Source organism: Paracoccus panacisoli (genome assembly GCF_042435015.1).
Taxonomy (GTDB): Bacteria; Pseudomonadota; Alphaproteobacteria; order Rhodobacterales; family Rhodobacteraceae; genus Paracoccus; species Paracoccus panacisoli.
The window spans coordinates 1-22,422 of the sequence record NZ_JBHMQU010000018.1 but is presented as its reverse complement, the minus strand read 5'-3'; the positions used below and the strand labels follow the sequence as shown (position 1 = coordinate 22,422).

Below are 22,422 nucleotides of genomic sequence, written 5' to 3'. Positions count from 1 at the left end.
CCGGCGCCGCCCCCGGGTTGCGGCGGCAGGCCGGGTTGGCAATGGTGCCGCGGCAGCTTTTCGCAGCTCAGGATTCCCCATGCCTCGCCCCTTCGCCCGTTCGCCTGCGCCGGCGCCGCACGAGCTGTCGCTCGGCCGCTCGGCCCGTGACGGCTTCATGCAGGCGCTGCCGTTCCTGCTGGTGCTGGTGCCGTTCGCGCTGCTGTTCGGGGTCGTGGCGACCGCCGCCGGCTTGGACATCGCGCAGGTCATGGGGTTCTCGATCCTCGTGCTGGCGGGGGCCTCGCAGTTTTCGGCGGTGCAGCTGATGACCGATCATGCAGCGGTGCTGGTCGTGCTCGCCTCGGCGCTGGCGATCAACCTGCGGATGGCGATGTATTCCGCCTCGCTGGTGCCCTACGTGGGCGCGGCGCCGGCGTGGCAACGGGCGCTGCTGGCCTATGTGCTGATCGACCAGACCTACGGCCTCGCCATCCAGCGGTTCGAGCGCCACCCGCGCCTCAGCGTGGCGCAGCGGATGGCCTATCTCGCCGGGGCGACGCCGGTGCTGTGCCTGCCGTGGGTGGGGTTCACCTATGTCGGCGCGACGGCCGGCCAGCTGATCCCGGCCGAGTGGCCGCTGGATTTCGCCGTGCCGATCACCTTCCTCGCCATGATCGCGCCGATGCTGCGGACGCTGCCCCATGTCATCGCCGCGGGCGTGGCGATCCTCAGCGCGCTGGCGCTGACGGGGATGCCGCCGGGCACGGGCGTGCTGGTCGCCGGGCCGCTCGGCATGGCCGCGGGCGCGCTGTCCGAGACGTGGCTCGTCCGCCGCCGGGCGCGGGCCGCGCTGCCGCCCGGTAACCCGCCGCGCCCGCAGGCGAGGCGCTGATGCCGGGCTGGTCGGATGCGGCGATCTGGGGGGTGATCCTCACGCTGGGCGTGGGGACGTTCCTGATCCGCTGGTCGTTCCTCGGCGCGGTCGGCAACCGTCCGGTGCCCGAGTGGGCGCAGCGCGTGTTGCGCTACACCGCCGTGGCGGTGCTGCCGGCGCTGGTCGCGCCGCAGGTGATCTGGCCCCCCGCCACCGGCGGGACGCCCGATCCGGCGCGGCTCGCCGCGGCCGCGGTGACGCTGGGGATGGGGCTGCTGACCAGCAACACCCTCGCCGCGATCGTCGGCGGCGGGGTGACGCTGGCGCTGGGGTTCGCGCTCGGGCTCTAGCCGCGCGGCGGCCGTCAGGCCCCCGGGCGGCGGATCAGGTGGCCGTTCTGGTAGCCCTCGATCGAGCCGTCCTTCTGGCGCAGCAGCACGTCGTGGTTGTTGGCCGGATCGCCGTCCTGATGCCGCTTCGACGTCACGCCCGGCAGGGTCAGGAACCACTCGCGCAGCTTCAGCGGGCTGAACCCGGTCGGCGCCCCCTCGAACCCCGGCACGTGGCGCAGCGCCTGCCCGGTGTTCACCGCGCAAAAGCTCTTGGGCGAGGCGCCCTGCGCCTCGACCGCGCGGATCGCGGCCTCGGCCACCGCGGGGCTGACCTGGATCGTGTCCTCGGCCACCCAGTAGGTCGAGCGGGCGTGGTAGTCGATGTAGAAGTGCTTGAAGTTGTCGGTGATCCCGTAAAGCACGTCGTTGCGTTCCGGGATGCGGGGGTGTTCCCAGCTGCCGGCCGGGTCGTAGATCACCCGCTGGCTGCCGTTCACCATCAGCGCCGAATGCCCGCCCTCGCCGCGCGGGATGCCGATCACCGTGAACAGCGTGATCGACGGCGGCTCGTTCGAGGTGAACCGCGCGGCCCGCACCGTCGCATCGTCGTCCCACACCGAGACCGCGCCACACCCTGCAAGCGCTGCGGGAACCGCCAGCGCGAGAAAGCTTCGCCTTTGCATCTGTCTTGTCCCTCGTCCGCCGTCTGCCGGGCGGTTCCGCAATCAGGCGTTGGTCAGCGCCAGGAAGATCAGCACCAGGATCGTCAGCACCGCCGACCACGTCATGAAGCGGACGAAGCCGTCGAAGGTGCGCTCGTGCTCGACGATGTCCATCGTGCCGTGCTCGTGGTGGGGGGCGTCATGCACGGCGTGCGCGCGGGCGTGAGCGGGGGCATGGGTGGTGGTGCGGGTCGTGGCCATCTCTCGCCTGTCCTGTCCTGAGCTATCTGCTGGCGCGCTGCCACCCGCGCCGCCGGACATTCTCTCCGGTCGGCAGGCGCAGCCTCGACCGGTGCTATCAGAAATGCGGCGACCTGTCACGCCCCTCTGCGGTCACCTGTCCGCGGGGGCGCCCCAGATCAGCCCGCCAGTCCCGGTCTCGCCCACGACGCGGATGCGGCCCGCGGCGGCGAGCGCGTTCACATGGGCGATCGCCTCGGCCAGGGCGAGGCCGTATTCGCCCTCGCCTATCCGCCGGCGGTAGAGCAGATCGAAACAATCCGCCGCCGTGCGCGGCCGCTCGGCCAGCGAGGCCGCCAGCCGGTCGAGCGCGGTGCGGTGGTTCTCGGCCAGCTGGACCAGCCGCGCGGGCAGGCCGGTGTAGGGCAGCTTGTGGCCGGGCAGGACGAGGTGCCGGTCCTCGGCGAGCGCCGCGAAACGGTCGCAGCTCTCGAGCCAGTCGGCCACCGGGTTCGCCCCCGGCTCGGTCGCATAGACCCCGAGGTTGGGCGAGATCCCCGGCAGAAGCTGGTCGCCCGCGATCACGAGGTCGTCGTCCTCGGACCACAGCGTCAGGTGCTCGGCCGCGTGGCCGTTGCCGGTCCACACGCGCCAGTCGCGCCCGCCCAGCCGCAGCCGGTCGCCGTCGCGCAGCCGGGTGTAGCCGAGCGGCAGCGGGTGGACGACGTCGGCGGTGTTCCACGGCCGCTCGGCGGCATTGCGGTCCAGCATCTCGGCCGGCATCCCGGCGCGGCGCCAATAGGCGACCTGCGCGGGCGTCGGACGCTCCTGCACGTCGAGCGCGAGCATCCGCGCCATCAGCCAGGCGGTGCGGCTGGTCAGCAGCTCGGCGCCCTCTTCCATGAACCAGCCGGCAAGGCCGATGTGGTCGGGGTGCTGGTGGGTGGCGAGCACCCGGCGGATGGGGGCGCCCGCGAGCGGGCCGTCCTTCAGCGCCGCCCAGACCGCGCGGCTGCGGGTGCTGTCGAAGCCGGTGTCCACGACCGTCCAGCCGTCCGCATCGCGCAGCGCATAGACGTTGACGTGGTCGAGCCGCATCGGCAGCGGCAGGCGCATCCACAGCACGCCCTCGGCGACCTCGATCGCCTGCCCTTCGGCGGGCGGCGCGGCCCAGGGGTGGGCGATGCCGGTCTCGGCCGGCTCGGGCCGCGTCGGGCCCGGGACCTGCGCCGAATCAAGCGCAGCGTCGAGCGTCGGCTCGGCGGCGGGCTCGGCCGCCGCGGGGCGCGGGGAGGGGGCGGTCACGCCGCCCCGGCAAAGGCCGTGTCGGGCAGCGCGTCGAGATCGCCCGCACCCGCCCGCGCCTCGGCGAGATCACCGGCGTTGCGGGGCAGCACGCGGGTGATGAACACCCTCGCCAGCGTCTTGCGCGCGTCGTCGCCCTTTTGCGCCGCGATCAGGTGGTAATGCGCGCCCAGCACCCGCGCAAAGGCCGCGAGATAGGGCACGGCGCCGGCAAAGCGGTCCTGCGCCTCGGCCTCGAGCATGGCCGAGGTCGCCTCGCGCAGGGTCTCGGCGGCGTCCCAGACGGCGCGGGCGAGGTCGGGCATCGCGGCCTGCGCGGCCTTGGCGCCGTCCAGCACCTCCTCGATCATCCGGGTGGCCATCTCGCCCCCGTCCATCATCTTGCGGCCGACGAGGTCCATCGCCTGGATGCCGTTCGTGCCCTCGTAGATCGGCGTGATCCGCACGTCGCGCAGATACTGGGCGGCGCCGGTCTCCTCGACGAAGCCCATGCCGCCGTGAACCTGCACGCCCATGTCGGCGACGCGGCAGCCGACGTCGGTGCCCCAGGCCTTGGCGATAGGGGTCAGGAAGGCCGCGCGGGCCTGCCAGTCGGCGTCGCCGGTGGCGGTCGCCATGTCCAGTGCCTGCGCGCACGCAAGGCAAATGGCGCGGGCGGCGAACACCTCGGCCCGGCCGGTGGCGAGCATCCGGCGCACGTCGGCGTGGCGGATGATCGGGCCCATCTGCACCCGCTCGGCGGCATAGGCGGCGGCGTGCTGCAGCGCCGCCTCGGCCACGGCCACGCCCTGCATCCCGACGGCAAGGCGGGCGTTGTTCATCATCGTGAACATCGCCGCCATGCCCTTGTGCTCCTGCCCCACGAGCCAGCCGGTCGCGCCCTCGAAGCTCATCACGCAGGTGGGCGAGCCGTGGATGCCCAGCTTGTGCTCAAGCGAGACGACCTTGAGGCTGTTGCCGACGCCCGGCTTGCCGGACTCGTCAGGGATGTATTTCGGCACCATGAACAGGCTGATGCCGCGGGTGCCGGCGCCGCCGTCGGGCAGGCGGGCGAGGACGAGGTGACAGGTGTTCTCGGTCACGTCGCTGTCGCCCCAGGTGATGAAGATCTTCTGCCCGGTGACGCGGTAGGTGCCGTCCTCGGCCCGTTCGGCGCGGGTGGTCAGCGCGCCCACGTCCGACCCGGCGCCCGGCTCGGTCAGGTTCATCGTCCCGTTCCAGTCGCCCGAGATCAGCTTGGGCAGGTAGGTCGCCTTGAGCTCGTCCGAGGCGTGATGCTCAAGGGCCTCGATCTGGCCCTGAGTCAGCAGCGGGTTCAGCTGCAGCGACAGGCAGGCGCCGGCCAGCATCTCGCCCACGGCGACGTTCAGCGTCTGCGGCAGGCCCGCGCCGCCATGCTCGGGGTTGGCCGAGAGCCCCACCCAGCCGCCTTCGGCGATGGCCCGGAAGCCTGCGTCGAACCCGGGCGACGAGCGCACGGCGCCGTTTTCCAGCCGCGAGGGGGTCAGGTCGCTGCCGCGGTTCAGGGGCGCCAGCACCTCGGTCGACAGCCGCCCGGCCTCGGTCAGGATCGCGGTGACGGTGTCCTCGCTCGCTTCGGCGAAGCGGTCGGTCGCGGCGACGGGGGCCAGCGGCACCACCGCGTCGAGGATGAATGCGATGTCGTCCACCGGCGCGCGATAGGCCATGATCGGTCTCCCCCAAATTGGCATCGCGCGGATGTCGTCTGCAATCCGGGCGGTTGCAAATCGGGCGCCCGCGCGTATGTCCCAAACCCGTGGCGGACAAACTGTCTGAGCGCCCGCCCGACCGCAACCCGGAACCGTGAAGATGGCCGCCAGCGCGACACTGACCTTGCGTCCCGATGCCGAGGGGATCGCCCATGCCGCCCGGCTGCTGCGCGCGGGCGAGACCGTGGCGCTGCCGACCGAGACGGTCTACGGCCTCGCCGCGGATGCCCGGAACGGCGCGGCGGTGGCGCGGGTCTATGCGGCCAAGGGGCGCCCCAGCTTCAACCCGCTGATCGTGCACCTGCCCGACGCCGAAGCCGCCGCCCGCGTGGGCGTGGTCGCGGGCGAGGCCGAGCGGCTCGCCGCCGCCTTCTGGCCCGGCGCGCTGACGCTGGTGGTGCCGCTGCGCCCCGAGGCCGGGATCGCGGGGATCGTGACCGCGGGCCTGCCCACTGTGGGGCTGCGGGTGCCCGCCCATCCCGTCGCGCAGGCGGTGCTGCGGCAGTCCGGGCTGGCGCTGGCGATGCCCTCGGCCAACGCCTCGGGGCGGGTCAGCCCCACCACGGCGGCTCATGTGCTCGACGCGGGCGGCGGGCTCGACGGGCGCATCGCCGCGGTGCTGGACGGCGGGGCCTGCCCGGTCGGGGTCGAGTCCACCATCGTCGGCTGGCGCGACGGGCGGGCCACGCTCTTGCGCCCCGGCGGCATCCCGGCCGAGGCGATCGAGGCGGCGCTGGGCGCCCCTCTGGACCACGCCGGGGCGACCGCCTCGCCCGATTCGCCCGGCCAGCTTGCCAGCCACTACGCCCCCGCCGCCCGGCTGCGGCTGGACGCGACCGATGCGGCCGCGGACGAGACGCTGATCGGCTTCGGCCCCGGCCCGGCCGCGCTGAACCTCTCGCCCGCGGGCGACCTGACCGAGGCGGCGGCGCGGCTGTTCGATCTTCTGCGCGCGGCAGATCGGCTCGGCCGCCCCATCGCCGTCGCGCCGATCCCCCGGCATGGCCTCGGCCTTGCCATCAACGACCGCCTCGCCCGCGCCGCCGCCCCGCGCGAGGGCTGAGGGCGTGTTTCTGGCCCGAAGACCCACGGCATTGCCGGGCAACCCGCGGCTTGCACGGTCCCCTCGCCCCCAATAGCCTCGCGCGCATGACCGCCGATCCGTCCTGGAGGGATGTCGCGCTCGACGCCGCGACCGCGCTGGCGCTGCTCGAGTGGCAGCGGGAGATGGGCGTGGACGAGGCGATCCTCGATGCGCCGCTCGACCGCTTCGCCGAATCGATCCGGCAGCCGGCGGCCGCCGCCGATCCGGCGCCGGTCGCGGCACCGACGCTGCCGCCCGCGGCCGGCGGGCTGGCCGGACAGGCCGAGGCGCTGGCGGCGCGCGCCGGGACGCTCGCGGCGCTGGCCGAGGCGCAGGCGGGGTTCGATGGGCTCGAGATCCGCCGCGGGGCGCGGAACTTCGTCTTTGCCGACGGCAACCCGGCCGCGCGGGTGATGGTCATCGGCGAGGCGCCGGGCGAGGACGAGGACCGCGAGGGGCGGCCCTTTGTCGGCCGCGCCGGGCAGCTGCTCGACCAGATGTTCGCCGCCATCGGGCTGTCGCGCGCCGCCGGGGATGCCGCCGCGGCGCTGTACATCACCAATATCCTGCCGTGGCGGCCGCCCGGCAACCGCCGCCCCGAGGCGGAGGAAATCGCCGCGATGCTGCCCTTCGTCGCCCGCCACGTCGCGCTGGCGGCGCCCGAGTTCGTCGTGCTGATGGGCAACACGCCCTGTCAGGCGGCGCTGGGGCGGCAGGGCATCCTGCGGCTGCGCGGGCAATGGACCGAAGCCTTCGGCCGCCCGGCGCTGCCGATGACCCACCCGGCCTATCTGCTGCGCACCCCGGTCGCCAAGCGCGAGGCGTGGGCGGACCTGCTGTCGCTCAAGGCCCGGCTGCTGGCCCGGGGTCAGGAGAGCGTGCAGCCCTGATATTCGACCGCCCCGTCCGCGCCGATCAGCGTCAGCCGCAGCGCCGCGGGGTCGAGTGTGAAGGGCTTGCCGGTGGGGCCGACGAACTCGGCCGTGGTGGTCACGCGGGCGCCCTCGACGGCGATCTCGGCCTCCGACGACCACATGCCGGGCAGCGCCAGCTCCATCGCGGCGGCCTCGGGGGCGGTCTCGTCCACGCTTGCCGCGACCCGCAGCCCGTCGGCGATCTCGCCCACGGTGCAGGTCACGGGGGCGGTGCCCGCGCGCGGCGCGGCCGCCAGCGCGGCGGTGATGCGCGGATCGGGTGAGGCCGCCTGCGCGGGGGCGGGCAGCACCAGATGCGCCGGGACGCAGATGTTGAGGCAGAGCCCCAGATCGACGGCCAGCTGGCCCGACAGCGGTGCGCCGGGGGTGGCCAGCGTCAGCTCGATCGGCAGCACCAGCGCGTCGTGATAGCCGAGCGTGCGGGTGCCGTCCGAGTCGATCACCTCGGGCTCGGGCCAGATCTCGCGCGCGGCCGCGACGCCGGGCGCGCCCGACCAGTCGAACTGCGGCGCCACGCCGGATTCGCCGGGGCTGCGCCAGTAGGTCTTCCACCCCGGCGCCAGCTCGAGGCGCAGCGCGGTCATCACCCTGCCGTCGGCCGAGGGTGCCGCGGGCAGCAGTTCGGCCGCGACGAGTCCGGGCGGCAGATCGCCGGCCACAAGCGGCACGGGCGCGGCGAGGACCGCGAGGGCAAGGGCGAGCGGGCGAAGCGCAGGTGTCATGCCCCTTGAGTTAGTCGCCCCACCGGTCGGGGGGAAGTCACAACCCCGCCACGGCGCGCGCCGTGTCCGCGCCGTGTCCGCGTCGGCCCCCCGTGCGGCGGCAACCTTGTCATCGGCGGGGCGGATGCCGATGTAGGGGCGGAAAGGACACCGCCCATGAACGACGCCTTCGCCACCGCCCCGGCCAACCTCACCGGCAAGGTGCTGATCGCCATGCCCGGCATGGCCGATCCGCGCTTTGCCCAGTCTGTGGTGCTGATCTGCGCCCACGGCGACGAGGGCGCGATGGGGATCGTGCTGAACAAGCCGCTGCCCGGGGTGGCGTTCGCCGAGCTTCTCGACCAGCTCGGGATCGCGCCTGACCGCACCCCGCCCGCCGTGCCGGTGCATTTCGGCGGCCCGGTCGAGCCGGGGCGCGGCTTCGTGCTGCATCGCCTGCCCGAGGGTGCTGCGGCCGAGGACGACGACGAGGGCATGATGCGGATCGGCGAGGCGGGCCTCGCCATGACCACCACGCGCAACATCCTCGAGGACATCGCCCAGGGCCGCGGGCCCGACCGCGCGGTGCTGTCGCTCGGCTATGCGGGGTGGGACGCGGGCCAGCTTGAGCGCGAGATGCTCGCCAACGGCTGGCTGACCGCCGAGGCGGGGGACGAGCTGGTGTTCGGCCCCGACAACGCCCGCAAGTGGCAGGATGCGCTGCGCTCGCTGGGCGTCGACCCGCTGATGCTGTCGGCGGCGGCCGGGCACGCCTGACGCGGGTGCCGCCTGACGGCGGCTGCCGCGGGGTGCCGCGCGCCCCTGCGACGCGGTGCGGGCGCGCTTGCCCCCTCGGCCCCGGTTTGCGATAGAGGCCGCACCCGCCCATCCGGAGGCCCGCCATGACGTTCCGCGCCCGCCACCTGCTTGGCGTCGAGCCGCTGGCCCCGGCCGAGATCACCACCCTTCTCGACCTCGCCGAAAGCTACGTGGCGCTGAACCGCCGCACGGTGAAGCACGGCGACGCGCTCGAGGGCCTCACCCAGATCAACCTGTTCTTCGAGAACTCGACCCGCACCCAGTCGAGCTTCGAGCTCGCCGGCAAGCGTCTGGGCGCGGATGTGATGAACATGGCCGTGGCGCAGTCGAGCGTGAAGAAGGGCGAGACGCTGATCGACACGGCGCTGACGCTGAACGCGATGCAGCCCGACTTGCTGGTCGTGCGCCACCCCCACTCCGGCGCCGTCAACCTGCTGGCGGAAAAGGTGAACTGCGCGGTCATCAACGCCGGCGACGGGCGGCACGAGCACCCGACGCAGGCGCTGCTCGACGCGCTGACGATCCGCCGCGCCAAGGGGCGGCTGCACCGGCTGACGGTGGCGATCTGCGGGGACATCGCCCATTCGCGGGTCGCGCGCTCGAACCTGATCCTGCTCGGCAAGATGGAGAACCGGGTCCGGCTGGTCGGCCCCGCCACGCTGATGCCCTCGGGCGCCGCCGACTGGGGCTGCGAGATCACCGAGGACATGGCCGAGGGCCTCACGGGCGCCGACGTGGTGATGATGCTGCGGCTGCAGAAAGAGCGCATGGACGGCGGCTTCATCCCCTCCGAGCGCGAGTATTACCACCGCTGGGGGCTGGACGCCGAAAAGCTGGCGCTGGCGGCGCCGGACGCGATCGTGATGCACCCCGGGCCGATGAACCGGGGGGTCGAGATCGACGGCACGCTCGCCGACGACATCAACCGCAGCGTGATCCAGGATCAGGTCGAGATGGGCGTCGCCGTCCGCATGGCCGCGATGGACCTGCTGGCGCGGAACCTGCGGGCCGCGCGTGGGGCGAGGGCGGCGGGGGAGGGGGTCTATGTCTGACGCCCTGCCCGCGGCCCGGTTGCCTGGGTATTTGTGCCAGAAAGAAGCCGGGAGAGGCGCGTGACGATCCTGCATTTCCAGAACGCCCGGCTGATCGACCCGCAGGCCCTGTCGGCCGAGCCGGGCAGCCTCACGGTCGAGGATGGGCGCATCGTCGCGCTCGACGGCGACGCCCCCGAGGGAGCGACCGTCATCGACGGCGGCGGCAAGTGCCTGGCCCCCGGCATCGTCGACTGGGGCGTCAAGATCGGTGAGCCGGGTGAGCGGCACCGCGAATCCATGCGCTCGGCGGCGCTGGCGGCCGCCGCGGGCGGCGTGACCACGATCATCGCCCGGCCCGACACGCTGCCGCCCATCGACGCGCCCGAGGCGCTCGAGTTCGTGACCCGCCGCGCCGCCGACCAGCCGGTCCGCATCCGCCACCAGGCGGCGCTGACCCGGGCCCGCGAGGGGCGCGAGATGGTCGAGATGGGGTTCCTGCTCGATGCCGGCGCGCTGGCCTTCACCGACGGGGTGCGGGTGGTTGAGAACACCAAGCTGCTGTCCCGCTGCATGAGCTACGCCAAGGGGCTGGGGGCGCTGATCGTCGGCCATCCGCAGGACGCGGGCCTGTCGCGCGGGGCGGCGGCGACGAGCGGCAAGTTCGCCTCGCTCTACGGCATCCCGGCGGTCAGCCCGCTGGCTGAGCGCATGGGGCTCGAGCGCGACCTCGCGCTGGTCGAGGCGACGGGGGTGCGATGGCACGCCGACCAGATCACCACCGCCGCGGCGCTGCCGGTGCTGGACCGGGCGCGGGCGGCGGGGCTGGACGTGACCGCGGGCACCTCGATCCACCACCTGACGCTGAACGAGTTCGACGTCGGCGACTATCGCACCTTCTTCCGCCTCACCCCGCCGCTCAGGTCCGAGGACGACCGGATGGCGCTGGTCGAGGCGGTGGCCGAGGGGCGGATCGAGGTGATCGGCAGCTTCCACACCCCGCAGGACGAAGAGGCCAAGCGCCTGCCGTTCGAGGTCGCCGCGCCGGGCGCCGTGGGGCTCGAGACGCTGCTGCCGGCGGCGATGCGGCTTTACCATCAGGGCGGGGTGACGCTGCCGCAGCTCTGGCGGGCGCTCAGCCTCAACGCCGCCGACCGGCTGGGTCTGCCGGGCGGGCGGCTGTCGGTCGGCGCGCCGGCCGATCTGGTGCTGTTCGACCCGGACGCGCCCTTCGTGCTCGACCGCTTCGCGCTGCGCTCGAAGTCGAAGAACACCCCCTTCGACGGCGCGCGGATGGAGGGGCGGGTGATCGGCACCTGGGTCGGCGGACGCCGCGTATTCGACGCCAACGAGGCCGGGGGCCGCGATGAATGAGGCGCTGATCGCCAGCTTGCCCGCGGCCGCCGCGGTCACGCTGCTGCTGGCCGCGCTGGGCGGCTATCTGCTCGGGTCGGTGCCGTTCGGGCTGGTCATCACCCGGGCGCTGGGCCTGGGCGACCTGCGCGCCATCGGCTCGGGCAACATCGGCGCCACCAACGTGCTCAGGACCGGCCACAAGGGCGCGGCGCTGGCGACGCTGCTGCTCGACAGCGGCAAGGGCGCCATCGCGGTGCTGCTGGCGCGCCAGCTGGCGGGCGAGTGGGCCGCGCTGGTCGCGGGATCGGCGGCGTTCCTCGGCCACCTGTTCCCTGTGTGGCTGGGGTTCCGCGGCGGCAAGGGGGTTGCCACCTTCCTCGGCACCACGCTGGCGCTGTTCCTGCCGGTGGGGCTGATCGCCTGCGGGTTGTGGCTCGCCACGGCGGCGATCACCCGCATCTCGTCCCTCTCGGCGCTGGTTGCCGCGGCCGGGGCGCCGGTCTTTGCGCTGATCTTCGGGCTGCGGGGGCTGGCGGCGGCGACCGCCTTCATGGCGGTGCTGATCGTCATCCGCCACCGCGCCAACATCGCCCGCATCCTCGCAGGCACCGAGCCGCGGATCGGCAACAAGGGTTAGCCCCTCGGGCTGGATATAAGTATCCTCGGGGGCCCGGGGGCAGACAGCCCCCGGTCCGGCGGCGAAGCTCAGCGCGTGGGCACCGGGGTCTCGCCGCGGTAGTCGTAGAAGCCGCGACCCGACTTGCGGCCCAGCCATCCGGCCTCGACGTATTTCGTCAGAAGCGGGCAGGGGCGATACTTGGTGTCGGCCAGCCCGTCGTGCAGCACGTTCATGATGGCAAGGCAGGTGTCGAGCCCGATGAAATCGGCAAGCTCCAGCGGCCCCATCGGGTGATTGGCGCCAAGCTTCATCGACTCGTCGATGGATTTGACCGAACCGACCCCTTCGTACAGCGTATAGACCGCCTCGTTGATCATCGGCATGAGGATGCGGTTGACGATGAAGGCCGGAAAGTCCTCGGCGCTGGCGCTGGTCTTGCCCAGCTTCTCGACCACCTCGACCAGCGCCTTGTAGGTCGCCTCGTCGGTGGCGATGCCGCGGATCAGCTCGACCAGCTGCATCACCGGCACGGGGTTCATGAAGTGGAAGCCCATGAACTTCTCGGGCCGGTCGGTGCGGCTGGCGAGCCGGGTAATCGAGATCGACGAGGTGTTCGAGGTCAGGATGGTGTCCGGCCCCAGATGCGGGACGATCGCCTCGAAGATCTTGTTCTTGATGTCCTCGCGCTCGGTCGCGGCCTCGATCACGAGGTCGGTGCCGGCGATGTCCTCGACGTTCGAGGTGGTGCGGATGCGGGCCATGGTGGCGGCCTTGTCCTCGGCCGAGACCTTGCCGCGGCTGACCTGCCGCTCGAGGTTGCGGTCGATGGTCGCCATCGCCTTGTCCAGCGCCTCGGCGCTGACGTCGTTCAAGAGCACGTCATACCCGGCCAGCGCGAACACATGCGCGATCCCGTTGCCCATCTGCCCGGCGCCGACGATTCCGACCGATTGGATTGCCATGTCCCGCGACCCTTCCCCCTTATCCTGCCGGACGATAGGCGGAAAGCGCGGCGGGCCTCAATGACAAAACCGCCCGGGCGCGGGGGCGTCCGGGCGGTGTGTCACTGGCGCGGGTCGGCGCCTCAGAGCTTTTCGGTCAGCTCGGGCAGGATGGTGAAGATGTCGCCCACGAGGCCGTAGTCGGCGACCTGGAAGATCGGCGCCTCTTCGTCCTTGTTGATCGCCACGATCACCTTGGAATCCTTCATCCCGGCGAGGTGCTGGATCGCCCCCGAGATGCCGGCCGCGATGTAGAGGTCAGGCGCCACGACCTTGCCGGTCTGGCCCACCTGCCAGTCGTTCGGGGCATAGCCCGAATCGACCGCCGCGCGGGACGCGCCGACGGCGGCGCCCAGCTTGTCGGCCAGCTTCTCGACGATCTGGAACCCGTCCTTCGAACCGACCGCGCGGCCACCCGAGACGATCCGCTTGGCCGAGGTCAGTTCCGGGCGGTCCGAGGCCGCGACCTTGTCCTCGACCCACGACGAGAGCGCGCTTTCGCCCGCCTCCTCGTTGTGGTCGACCGTCGCCGAGCCGCCCTGGCCGGCCGCGTCGAACGACGCGGTGCGGACGGTCAGCACCTTGACCTTGTCCGAGGACTTCACCGTCTGGATGGCGTTGCCGGCGTAGATCGGGCGGGCGAAGGTGTCGCCGTCCACGACCTCCATCACGTCCGAGATCACCATCACGTCCAGCAGCGCCGCGACCCGCGGGGCGATGTTCTTGGCGCTCGCGGTCGAGGGCATGACGATGTGGCTGAAATCGCCCGCCATCTTCACGATCAGGTCCGACACCGGTTCGGCCAGCCCGTGCGCGAAGGCGGGCGAGCTGACGCAGACCACCTTGGACACGCCGTCGAGCTTGGCGGCCTCGTCGGCGGCGCCGTGGCAGTCGTGGCCGGCGACCAGCACCGTCACGTCGCCCAGCTTCTTGCCGGCGGTCAGGGCCTTGGCGGTAGCGTCCACCGCGAGTTCACGCCCGTTGTTGAGTTCGGCAACCAGAAGAACGGCCATCACACCACCCCCGCTTCTTTCAGTTTCGCCACCAGCTCATCGACCGAGCCGACCTTGATCCCGGCCTTGCGGCCCTCGGGCTCCGAGGTCTTGACCACGCTCAGGCGCGGGGTCGTGTCGACGCCGTAGTCGGCGGCGGTCTTTTCGGTCAGCTCTTTCTTCTTCGCCTTCATGATGTTGGGCAGCGACGCGTAGCGCGGCTCGTTCAGGCGCAGGTCGGCGGTGACGACCGCCGGCAGCTTGACGCTGATCGTCTGCAGACCGCCATCGACCTCGCGCGAGACCTTGGCGGCGCCGCCGTCGATCTCGACCGAGTTGGCGAAGGTCGCCTGGCCCCAGCCGAGCAGCGCGGCGAGCATCTGGCCGGTCGCGTTCATGTCGTTGTCGATGGCCTGCTTGCCGGCGATGACCAGCTCGGGCTTTTCCTCGTCCACGACGGCCTTGAGCAGCTTGGCGACGGCCAGCGGCTCGATGTCCTGGTGGACGTCGTCGGCGGCGACGATCAGGATGCCGCGGTCGGCCCCCATCGCCAGCGCGGTGCGGATCGTCTCGGCGGCCTGCTTGACCCCGATCGAGACCACCACGATCTCGGTCGTGGCGCCCTTTTCCTTCAGCCGGATCGCCTCTTCGACGGCGATCTCGTCAAAGGGGTTCATCGACATCTTGACGTTCGACAGGTCCACCCCGGACCCGTCTGCCTTCACACGCGGCTTGACGTTATAGTCGATCACGCGCTTGACCGGCACGAGAACCTTCATCGGCTCACTCCCACACAGTTACGTCCGTTCGCAGTACGGGATAACGGCCCCCGCCCGGCAGGGACAGGGGAAAATGCGACATTCCGGCGCGGAACGCCGCGTCTTGACGCCCCCCTCGGGGCGGCGCGGCGGCTGCTAGCGCTAGCGCGAGGCGCCGGGCACCCAGAGCACGTCGTCGGCCCCGTTGGCGTTGGCCACACGGCCGGCGACGAACAGCCAGTCCGACAGCCGGTTGAGGTAGCGCACCGCGACCGGGTTGGCGTCCCCCCCAGCGGCGAGTTCCACCGCCCGCCGCTCGGCCCGCCGGGCCACGGTGCGGCACAGGTGCAGATGCGTCGCAAGCGGCGTGCCGCCCGGCAGGATGAAGCTGCGCAGCGGCGAAAGCGCCGCGTTCATCGCGTCGATCTCCGCCTCGAGCCGGTCCACCTGCGTCTGGATCATCCGCAGGACTTCATAGGGGGCCTCGCCGTCCGCCTCCATCCGTGGGCGCGAGAGGTCGGCGCCGAGGTCGAAGAGCTCGTTCTGGATCACCCCGATCTGCGCCGCCATCGGCCCCTCGGCATGAAGCCGGGCGAGGCCGAGGGTGGCGTTCAGCTCGTCCACGGTGCCGTAGGCCTCGACCCGCGGGTCGTGCTTCGGCACGCGGGTGCCGTCCGACAGCGCGGTGTCGCCCGCATCGCCGGTGCGGGTGTAGATCCTGTTCAGAACGACCATCAGTGTCCCCTTATCGCCACAACGGCCATGATAGTGATGATGGCGATGGCCTGGGCGATGATCCGCCAGCGCATCAGCCGGTTGCCGTTGCGGCGGTTGAACTCTCCGCCGCGGGCAAAGCCGCCGATGCCGGTGGCGAGGATCGCCGTGACGACCAGCGCCGAGACCGCGACGATCAGGAACAGGGGTTTGTCTTGCATCACCGGCTCCGCCGCACGCGAGATGGACGAGCTTAGCTGCGCCGGGCGAACCAGTCCAGCGCTGCGGTGGGGAGCAGCCGGCGGCCATAGGCGGCCAATGTGGTCGGGCGGGTGACGCGGTAGCGGGCGCGGGGGCGGAAGTCCTCGAGCGCGCGGGCGATGGCGCGGCTGGTCGCGGCGGGCGGCAGCTCGAAGCGGTCCGGCCCCGAGGGCTCATAGAGGCGCTTGAGCAAGCTGGCCTGGTACTGCGCGACCCGCGGGCTCGCCTGCCAGTCGATCCAGCGCTCGAAATGGGGGATGGAGTTCGCGCGGATGCGGCTGGTGATCGGCCCCGGCTCGACCAGCACGACCTCGATCCCCGTCCCCTGCATCTCGAGCCGCAGCACGTCGGTCAGCCCCTCGAGCGCGAACTTGCTGGCCACATAGGCGCCGCGCCATGGGATGCCGACGAGGCCGAGCACCGAGCTGACGTTGACGATCCGGCCCGCGCCCTGGTCGCGGAAATGCGGGATCAGGCGGCGGGTGAGGTCGTGGGTGCCGAAGAGGTTGGTCTCGAAGATCACGCGCAGCCCGCCGCGGGGCAGGTCCTCGACCGCGCCGGGCAGGGCAAAGGCGGCGTTGTTGACGAGCGCGTGGACCGGGCCGCGGGCGATGGCCTCGGACGCGCAGGCGGCGACGCTGTCCTCGTCGGCGAGGTCGAGGGGCAGGGCGGTCAGGCCCTCGGCGCGGCGGGCGGCGAGGTCGGCCTCGGTGCGGCAGGTGGCGAGGACGGTCCAGCCGCGGGCGTTCAGGTGGCAGGCGGCGTCAAGGCCGATGCCCGACGAGCAGCCGGTGATGAGGACGGTGGGCACCCGCGCTCAGGGCTGGCGCGCGGCGAGCGCGGTGCGGGCGACGTAGCCGGTGCGCCCGTCCGAGTCGCGCACCAGCGCGAAGTCGGGCGCGGCGGCAGCCAGCAGGATCACCTGCGTGCCGGCGGGCAGTTCGGAGAGCGGGTGCGAATCGGGCAGCGGGTCGGCGATCAGCGCGGCGTCGATCTTGAGCGCGTAGCGGCCGCCCGGGGTCAGCCCCCTCTCGGCCGCCTGCGGCAGCAGCATGATGCCGGCCTGTCGGTAGGCGGGGGTCGCATCGGTTCCCATCACCCCCAGAAGGGCGAAACCGGCGACGAGAGAGGCAGAAATCACGCGTAACATTGGGGTAACAGTTAGGTGCAGGGCGTCGATGATGCGGCCCCAACCCCTGCGCGGCGCGAGTCGTTCCCCATTTCGTCGTCACGTCATATTGCAGCCGTGTGATGTGATGTTTTTGCCAGACGGCGTTCCGGCGGGGTGCGCCGGGCCGCCGGCGGCGCGCGGCCAAGCCCGGCCGGGCGGGGCTGGACCGGGCGGGGCGGGGCCAGTAGTCAGGCCGGATGACGACCGATCCCGACGATCCCGACCGCCCCGACCTCGACCCCGACCGCGCCGCGCCCGAGGGCCGAGGGGCCCCGCGCGGCCCCCGCCGCCGCGGCCCCGCCCCTGCGCGGCCCGAGGCCGTCGCGCGTACGGCGGCCGAGGTGTCCGAGCCGCTGAGCCGCGCGATCGGCGAGCGCTACCTGACCTACGCGCTGTCCACGATCATGCACCGGGCCCTGCCCGATGCCCGCGACGGGCTGAAGCCGGTCCACCGCCGCATCCTCTATGCGATGCGCGAACTCAGGCTCTCGCCCACCGGGGCGTTCCGCAAGTCGGCGAAGATCTCGGGCGACGTGATGGGGAACTATCACCCGCACGGCGACAGCGCGATCTATGACGCGATGGCGCGCCTCGCCCAGCCCTTCGCCATGCGCTACCCGCTGGTGGACGGGCAGGGGAACTTCGGCTCGATCGACGGCGACGCCCCGGCCGCGAGCCGCTATACCGAGGCGCGGCTGACGCTCGCCGCCGAGACGCTGATGGAGGGGCTGGCCGAGGATGCCGTCGACTTCCGCCCCAACTACGACGGCACGCTGACCGAGCCGGTCGTGCTGCCGGCGGCCTTCCCGAACCTGCTCTGCAACGGCGCCTCGGGGATCGCGGTGGGGATGGCGACCAACATCCCGCCCCACAACCTGCACGAGGTGGTGGACGCCTGCCTGCATCTCATCAAGTCGCCCGAGGCGCGGCACGAGACGCTGATGGCGATCATGCCCGGCCCCGACTTCCCCACCGGCGGGGTGCTGGTCGAGGACGCGGCGACCTTGGCCGAGGCCTATCGCACCGGCCGCGGCAGCCTGCGCCTGCGGGCCCGCTGGCAGGTCGAGGACCTGGGCCGCGGCACCTGGCAGATCATCGTCACCGAGATCCCCTATCAGGTGCAGAAGTCGAAGCTGATCGAGCGGCTGGCCGAACTGGTCACGACCAAGAAGATCCCGATCCTCGCCGACATCCGCGACGAATCGGCCGAGGACATCCGCATCGTCCTCGAACCCCGGGCGCGCTCGGTGGACCCGGCGCAGCTCATGGCGGCGCTGTTCCGCGTCTCGGACCTCGAGGTGCGGTTCGGGCTCAACATGAACGTGTTGATCGACGGGCGGGTGCCCCGCGTCTGCTCGCTGACCGAGGTGCTGCGCGCCTTCCTCGACCACCGGCGCGAGGTGCTGCTGCGCCGCACCGCGTTCCGGCTGGAGAAGATCGCCCAGCGGCTCGAGGTGCTGGACGGCTATATCGTGGCCTACCTGAACCTCGACCGGGTGATCGAGATCATCCGCTACGAGGACGACCCCAAGGCCGTGATGATGGCCGAGTTCGCGCTGTCCGAGGCGCAGGTCGAGGCGATCCTGAACATGCGCCTGCGCGCGCTGCGCCGGCTGGAAGAGATCGAACTGCGGGCCGAGCGCGACCGGCTGGCCGAGGAGCGCGCGGGCCTCTTGGCGCTGACCGCCGACGAGGGCCGCCAGTGGGCGCGCATCGCCGAGCAGCTGCGCGAGGTGCGCGGGCTCTTCGGCAAGTCCACCCCGGCCGGCGTCCGGCGGACCGAGATCACCGCCAGCGAAGAGGTCCAGCCGCTCGACATGGACGCGATGATCGAGCGCGAGCCGGTCACGGTGATCCTGTCCCGCATGGGCTGGATCCGGGCCGTGAAGGGGCACCAGCCGCTCGACGCCGAGGTGAAGTTCCGCGACGGCGACGGCCCGTTCCTCGCGCTCCACGCCGAGACGACGGACAAGCTGATGGTCTTCGGCGCCAACGGCCGGTTCTACACTGTGCCCGCCAACACCCTGCCCGGCGGGCGGGGCCTGGGTGAACCGCTCAGGCTGATGATCGACCTGCCGAACGACGCGGCGGTGCTGGACCTGTTCCCGTGGCGCGAGGACCAGCAGTTCGTGGTGGCCTCGAAGGCCGGGGACGGGTTCATCGTCGGGGCGTCCGACATCCTCGCCCAGACGCGGGCCGGCAAGCAGGTGCTGAACGGCGAGGCGCTGCTGGTGCGGCGGGTCGAGGGCGACCACCTTGCCACCATCGGGGACAACCGCAAGCTCTTGGTCTTCCCGCTGTCCGAGCTGCCCGAGATGGCGCGCGGCAAGGGGGTGCGGCTGCAGAAGTTCAAGGACGGCGGGCTGGCGGATGCGAAATGCGTGACGCTGTCGGTGGGGCTGTCGTGGCTCGACCCGGCGGGCCGGACGCGCAGCGAGCCGGACCTGACCGAGTGGCTGGGCAAGCGCGCCACCGCCGGGCGGATGGCGCCGCGCGGCTTTCCGCGCGACAATCGCTTCGGCTGACAGTCCGTGAGACGGGTGGCCGCCGCTCAGTCGCGACGGCGCACCTCTTTCCACCCGTTCACCATCGGTCGGATCAGGTCCTCGCCCTTCCAGAAGCGGTAGAAGAGGATGATCCCCACGTGCAGCAGCACGAGCAGCAGGATCAGCGTCCCGCCGATGTGGTGCCAGCTCAGCATCGCCTTGCGGGTGGCCGAGCTCACCGAACTCGCGAGCGGGCCGACGTTGATGTAGTCGTCGGCGTCGATGAAGAGCCCGCTCGTCGCCTGCGCGGCCAGGAGGCCCAGCATGGCGATCACCGACAGCGCGCCGAGCGGGTTGTGGCCGGGCCAGTAGCTCGGCTCGCGCGAGAACATGTGCCGCGCGTAGCGGGTGACGGCGCCGGGCCCGCGCAGGAAATGCGCGAACCGCGCCTCGGGCGGGCCGACGAAGCCCCAGACCAGCCGGAACGCCAGCAGCCCGAGGATGAAGTAGCCCAGCCAGAAATGCAGCGTCATCTTGGCCGGGCCGACCTTGGCGAGCAGCCAGGTGGTGATGACCGCCGCCGCCAGCAGCCAGTGAAAGCTGCGCAAGAGCGGGTCCCAGATCCGGGTCCGCACGGGCGGCAGTGCGCCGGGCGCGTCTGGGCCGGGCGGCTGGGGGGCGGCGGGCATCACGCGGGCCTTACTTGGCGCGGTAGCTGTCGTGGCAGCCCTTGCAGGCCGCGCCGAGCGCCTGGACCACCGGGCCCACGTTGGCCTGGCCGCCCTTCACCGCCTCGGGGATGCCGTCCGCGGCCTTCTGCAGGTCGGCGTACTTGGCCGACAGCCCGGCCTTGTCGGTGATCGCCTCGGGCTTCGCCTCGGTCTCGGTGCCCAGTTCGGCGGTCGAGGTGCCGGGGATGAAGTGCTCGGTGATGTCGTAGCGGCTCAGCGCGTTGATGTTGGTCGCGGCGGCGACGGCGGCGGCCTCGTCATAGGGGATGTCGCCCTTGGCCATGCCCGCGAGGCGGTTCATGTTGTAGCCGAGCATCTGGTAGAAGCCCTTGCGCGCCTCGAGCGCGACCTCTTCGGGGGTGTCGTCGGCGAAGGCGGCGGCGACGGGCAGGGCGGCGGTGAACGCCGCGGCGACGAACATCAGGCGCATGGCTGGTCCTTGCTGTTGGGTGGTCGGTGGTTGCTGAAGCGTAGCGGGGCGGGCGCGGGGCGATCAACCCCGCAATCCCGCCCCGCGTTCACGGCCCCGTCAGGCAACGCTGCCTGGCGGCCGCCCGGCTCAGGAATACAGGTCCTGGACGCCGACGTGCTGGTGGATCTGGTTGATCACCTGCCGGTCGATCCCCATCGCCTGGGCAAGGCTGTTGAGGTATTCGGCCTCGGTCCGGTTGTCGAAATCGATCGCCATCAGCGACATCATGTAGACCTGCGGTTCGAGGCCCTTGGGCACCTCGCGGGCCAGCGCCTGCGCATCGACCGGCGCCGCCATCTGCTCGCGGATGAAGGCCCGGTCCTCGTCGTCGAGGTCGCCCATCTGCCCCAGCAGCCGCTCACGCTCGGCCTCGTCGATCTTGCCGTCGGCCTTGGCGGCCTGGATCATCGCCCGCAGCATCAGCCCGGCGATGGCGTTCTGTTCCGCCGTCGGGGTGACCTCGGGTTCGTCCTGCCGGGCGAGGGCGTCGTTGAACAGCTCGCCGAAGCTCGCGTCGTTCTGCTGCTGCGCGCCGCGCTGGGCCGGACCGCTGAGCAGCCCACCCAGCAGGCCGCCGAGCGAGCCTGCCGCGGCCCCCGCGCCAGCCCCGCCGACGAGGCCGCCGAGGATGTCGCCCAGCCCGCCGCCGCCGCCCGTGGTCCCGGTGCGGGTCGCCGTGCCGCGCGTCGAGGCGCCGGTCTGGCGGGTCAGCTGGTCGAGGAGACCGCCGAGACCGCCCTGCGCCCCCGGCGAGTTCGGCCCGCCGTAGGGCCGGCCGCGCCCGCCCGTCGTGCCCGGCTGACCGCCCCCGAGCACCTGCCCGAGGATGTCGCCGAGCCCACCGCCCGCGGCGGTCGTCCCGCGCTGGGCGCTGCCGCCCATGCCGCCGCCCATCCCGCCACCCAGCGCGCCCCCGAGCCCGGTGTTGAGCAGGTCGCCCAGGATGCCGCCGCCGGTCTGGCGGCCGCGGGTCTGCGGGGCGGACTGGCCGGCGCGGGCCTGGCTCTGCCGGACCATGCTGCCGACACCTTTGGCCAGCATCACGCCGGCGGCCACGCGGGCGAGGGATTTCATGAGAGACATCGATTCCTCCGAAGAAACCTTGGGGCAGGCACCGTGCCTGCCTGTTTCGAGGGCAAGAACGCACCCCTGCCGCCGGCAGTTCCGGCCGTCGCGGGTCGCTCGGCGGGAAAGCGCAGCCGTGCCAGTCGGTTGCGCTACCCTGGCGGGTGTGGCCGCAAGCGCCCTCACCCGCGGCCACGCCCGCGTCCCGCGGGGCGGATCGGCATCGCCGCGCCTTGATTTTCCCCGCCCGCGCTTATAGATCGCGGCGATCATTCCGCGAGGCGCGTCCCAGCCGGCCGCCCGACGACCCAGGAGGCCATGATGGCAAAGGCAAAATTCGAACGGACGAAACCGCACGTCAACATCGGGACGATCGGCCACGTTGACCACGGCAAGACGACGCTGACGGCGGCGATCACCAAGTATTTCGGCGAGTTCAAGGCCTACGACCAGATCGACGGCGCGCCGGAAGAGCGGGCCCGCGGGATCACGATCTCGACCGCGCACGTGGAATACGAATCGGACGCGCGCCACTATGCGCACGTCGACTGCCCCGGCCACGCCGACTACGTGAAGAACATGATCACCGGCGCGGCCCAGATGGACGGCGCGATCCTGGTCGTGAACGCCGCCGACGGCCCGATGCCGCAGACCCGCGAGCACATCCTGCTCGGCCGTCAGGTCGGCATCCCGTACATGGTCGTCTACCTGAACAAGGTCGACCAGGTGGACGACGAAGAGCTGCTCGAGCTGGTCGAGATGGAAGTGCGCGAGCTGCTGTCGTCGTACGACTATCCCGGCGACGACATCCCGATCATCAAGGGCTCGGCACTGGCCGCTCTGGAAGGCCGTGACCCCGAGATCGGCGAGAACTCGATCCGCGCGCTGATCAAGGCGGTGGACGAATACATCCCGACCCCCGAGCGGGCCGTGGACCAGCCGTTCCTGATGCCGATCGAGGACGTGTTCTCGATCTCGGGCCGCGGCACGGTCGTGACCGGCCGGGTCGAGCGTGGCGCGGTGAACGTGGGCGACGAGCTTGAGATCGTCGGCATCCGCCCGACCAAGAAGACGACCTGCACGGGCGTCGAGATGTTCCGC

General features: G+C 72.0%; 25 protein-coding genes. 10 read left to right on the top strand and 15 right to left on the bottom strand.

Annotated features, from left to right (window positions below):
• The first annotated feature begins 79 nt into the window (after positions 1-79).
• Positions 80-874, top strand: a complete 795-nt coding sequence (locus tag ACFHYO_RS05135) for an AzlC family ABC transporter permease (protein WP_394318850.1) — start codon at positions 80-82, stop codon at positions 872-874.
• Entirely contained in the window at positions 874-1,206 is a 333-nt protein-coding gene (locus tag ACFHYO_RS05130) for a branched-chain amino acid transport AzlD family protein (protein ID WP_394318848.1), read from the top strand. Before ACFHYO_RS05135 ends, ACFHYO_RS05130 begins: the two co-directional genes overlap by 1 nt.
• A gap of 14 nt (positions 1,207-1,220) precedes the next feature.
• Here ACFHYO_RS05130 and ACFHYO_RS05125 read toward each other — a convergent pair whose 3' ends face one another.
• The 4 genes from ACFHYO_RS05125 to ACFHYO_RS05110 all read right to left on the bottom strand — a co-directional run bounded on the left by ACFHYO_RS05125 (position 1,221) and on the right by ACFHYO_RS05110 (position 5,083).
• The gene (locus tag ACFHYO_RS05125) at positions 1,221-1,871 is read right to left on the bottom strand and encodes a type 1 periplasmic-binding domain-containing protein (RefSeq protein ID WP_052171800.1); all 651 of its coding nucleotides are present in this window, start codon (positions 1,869-1,871) and stop codon (positions 1,221-1,223) included.
• Between the two features lie 42 nt (positions 1,872-1,913).
• Positions 1,914-2,111 carry an aa3-type cytochrome c oxidase subunit IV gene (locus tag ACFHYO_RS05120; protein ID WP_036709782.1) on the bottom strand — a complete coding sequence of 66 codons (198 nt, stop codon included), beginning with the start codon at positions 2,109-2,111 and terminating at the stop codon, positions 1,914-1,916.
• 132 nt (positions 2,112-2,243) lie between these two features.
• Positions 2,244-3,275, bottom strand: coding sequence for an MBL fold metallo-hydrolase (locus ACFHYO_RS05115; RefSeq protein ID WP_394318867.1), 1,032 nt, complete (start codon positions 3,273-3,275; stop codon positions 2,244-2,246).
• Between the two features lie 116 nt (positions 3,276-3,391).
• Positions 3,392-5,083, bottom strand: coding sequence for an acyl-CoA dehydrogenase (locus ACFHYO_RS05110; protein WP_036733821.1), 1,692 nt, complete (start codon positions 5,081-5,083; stop codon positions 3,392-3,394).
• A 142-nt stretch (positions 5,084-5,225) separates the two neighbouring features.
• Between ACFHYO_RS05110 and ACFHYO_RS05105 the strand changes: the two genes are divergently transcribed.
• Positions 5,226-6,188, top strand: a complete 963-nt coding sequence (locus ACFHYO_RS05105) for an L-threonylcarbamoyladenylate synthase (protein WP_394318845.1) — start codon at positions 5,226-5,228, stop codon at positions 6,186-6,188.
• An 86-nt stretch (positions 6,189-6,274) separates the two neighbouring features.
• A complete protein-coding gene (locus ACFHYO_RS05100; RefSeq protein ID WP_394318843.1) occupies positions 6,275-7,099 on the top strand; it encodes a uracil-DNA glycosylase in 825 nt (274 codons plus the stop codon).
• On the opposite strand, the gene ACFHYO_RS05095 is transcribed toward ACFHYO_RS05100, so the two are convergent.
• Positions 7,078-7,866, bottom strand: a complete 789-nt coding sequence (locus tag ACFHYO_RS05095) for a protein-disulfide reductase DsbD domain-containing protein (protein WP_394318841.1) — start codon at positions 7,864-7,866, stop codon at positions 7,078-7,080. The two genes, ACFHYO_RS05100 and ACFHYO_RS05095, sit on opposite strands and share 22 nt — an antisense overlap.
• A 156-nt stretch (positions 7,867-8,022) precedes the next feature.
• On the opposite strand from ACFHYO_RS05095, the gene ACFHYO_RS05090 reads away from it, so the two are divergent.
• The 4 genes from ACFHYO_RS05090 (at position 8,023) to plsY (ending at position 11,688) form a co-directional block, all read left to right on the top strand.
• Entirely contained in the window at positions 8,023-8,622 is a 600-nt protein-coding gene (locus tag ACFHYO_RS05090; RefSeq protein ID WP_394318839.1) for a YqgE/AlgH family protein, read from the top strand.
• Between the two features lie 125 nt (positions 8,623-8,747).
• On the top strand, positions 8,748-9,716 hold the full coding sequence (locus ACFHYO_RS05085; RefSeq protein ID WP_394318837.1) for an aspartate carbamoyltransferase catalytic subunit: 969 nt from the start codon (positions 8,748-8,750) through the stop codon (positions 9,714-9,716).
• Between the two features lie 60 nt (positions 9,717-9,776).
• Positions 9,777-11,069, top strand: a complete 1,293-nt coding sequence (pyrC, locus tag ACFHYO_RS05080) for a dihydroorotase (RefSeq protein WP_394318835.1) — start codon at positions 9,777-9,779, stop codon at positions 11,067-11,069.
• Positions 11,062-11,688, top strand: coding sequence for a glycerol-3-phosphate 1-O-acyltransferase PlsY (gene plsY, locus ACFHYO_RS05075; RefSeq protein WP_394318833.1), 627 nt, complete (start codon positions 11,062-11,064; stop codon positions 11,686-11,688). The genes pyrC and plsY overlap by 8 nt, the downstream gene beginning before the upstream one ends.
• A 68-nt stretch (positions 11,689-11,756) precedes the next feature.
• Here plsY and ACFHYO_RS05070 read toward each other — a convergent pair whose 3' ends face one another.
• The 7 genes from ACFHYO_RS05070 to ACFHYO_RS05040 all read right to left on the bottom strand — a co-directional run bounded on the left by ACFHYO_RS05070 (position 11,757) and on the right by ACFHYO_RS05040 (position 16,537).
• Positions 11,757-12,632 carry a 3-hydroxybutyryl-CoA dehydrogenase gene (locus ACFHYO_RS05070; RefSeq protein WP_394318831.1) on the bottom strand — a complete coding sequence of 292 codons (876 nt, stop codon included), beginning with the start codon at positions 12,630-12,632 and terminating at the stop codon, positions 11,757-11,759.
• A 122-nt stretch (positions 12,633-12,754) separates the two neighbouring features.
• Positions 12,755-13,684 (bottom strand): electron transfer flavoprotein subunit alpha/FixB family protein, encoded by a 930-nt coding sequence (locus tag ACFHYO_RS05065; RefSeq protein WP_394318829.1) that lies wholly within the window; start codon positions 13,682-13,684, stop codon positions 12,755-12,757.
• On the bottom strand, positions 13,684-14,442 hold the full coding sequence (locus ACFHYO_RS05060) for an electron transfer flavoprotein subunit beta/FixA family protein (RefSeq protein ID WP_394318827.1): 759 nt from the start codon (positions 14,440-14,442) through the stop codon (positions 13,684-13,686). Before ACFHYO_RS05060 ends, ACFHYO_RS05065 begins: the two co-directional genes overlap by 1 nt.
• A gap of 141 nt (positions 14,443-14,583) precedes the next feature.
• Positions 14,584-15,156, bottom strand: a complete 573-nt coding sequence (locus ACFHYO_RS05055) for a cob(I)yrinic acid a,c-diamide adenosyltransferase (RefSeq protein ID WP_043131728.1) — start codon at positions 15,154-15,156, stop codon at positions 14,584-14,586.
• The gene (locus ACFHYO_RS05050) at positions 15,156-15,356 is read right to left on the bottom strand and encodes a twin transmembrane helix small protein (RefSeq protein ID WP_394318825.1); all 201 of its coding nucleotides are present in this window, start codon (positions 15,354-15,356) and stop codon (positions 15,156-15,158) included. Before ACFHYO_RS05050 ends, ACFHYO_RS05055 begins: the two co-directional genes overlap by 1 nt.
• A gap of 32 nt (positions 15,357-15,388) precedes the next feature.
• Positions 15,389-16,207, bottom strand: a complete 819-nt coding sequence (locus tag ACFHYO_RS05045; protein ID WP_394318823.1) for an SDR family NAD(P)-dependent oxidoreductase — start codon at positions 16,205-16,207, stop codon at positions 15,389-15,391.
• A 6-nt stretch (positions 16,208-16,213) separates the two neighbouring features.
• Positions 16,214-16,537, bottom strand: coding sequence for an SH3 domain-containing protein (locus tag ACFHYO_RS05040; protein ID WP_139305918.1), 324 nt, complete (start codon positions 16,535-16,537; stop codon positions 16,214-16,216).
• 227 nt (positions 16,538-16,764) lie between these two features.
• Here ACFHYO_RS05040 and parC point away from each other — a divergent pair, with 227 nt between their 5' ends.
• Positions 16,765-19,092: a DNA topoisomerase IV subunit A gene (gene parC, locus ACFHYO_RS05035; protein WP_394318821.1), complete on the top strand. Its 2,328-nt coding sequence runs from the start codon at positions 16,765-16,767 to the stop codon at positions 19,090-19,092.
• Between the two features lie 26 nt (positions 19,093-19,118).
• Here parC and ACFHYO_RS05030 read toward each other — a convergent pair whose 3' ends face one another.
• From ACFHYO_RS05030 to ACFHYO_RS05020, 3 genes are all read right to left on the bottom strand, one after another.
• The gene (locus ACFHYO_RS05030; protein WP_394318819.1) at positions 19,119-19,742 is read right to left on the bottom strand and encodes a cytochrome b/b6 domain-containing protein; all 624 of its coding nucleotides are present in this window, start codon (positions 19,740-19,742) and stop codon (positions 19,119-19,121) included.
• A 10-nt stretch (positions 19,743-19,752) separates the two neighbouring features.
• On the bottom strand, positions 19,753-20,214 hold the full coding sequence (locus tag ACFHYO_RS05025) for a c-type cytochrome (protein WP_043131677.1): 462 nt from the start codon (positions 20,212-20,214) through the stop codon (positions 19,753-19,755).
• Positions 20,215-20,343: 129 nt separating this feature from the next.
• Entirely contained in the window at positions 20,344-21,330 is a 987-nt protein-coding gene (locus ACFHYO_RS05020) for a DUF533 domain-containing protein (RefSeq protein WP_394318817.1), read from the bottom strand.
• 312 nt (positions 21,331-21,642) lie between these two features.
• Between ACFHYO_RS05020 and ACFHYO_RS05015 the strand changes: the two genes are divergently transcribed.
• Positions 21,643-22,422 (top strand): elongation factor Tu (locus tag ACFHYO_RS05015; protein ID WP_394318815.1); only part of this gene is annotated, 780 nt, incomplete at its 3' end.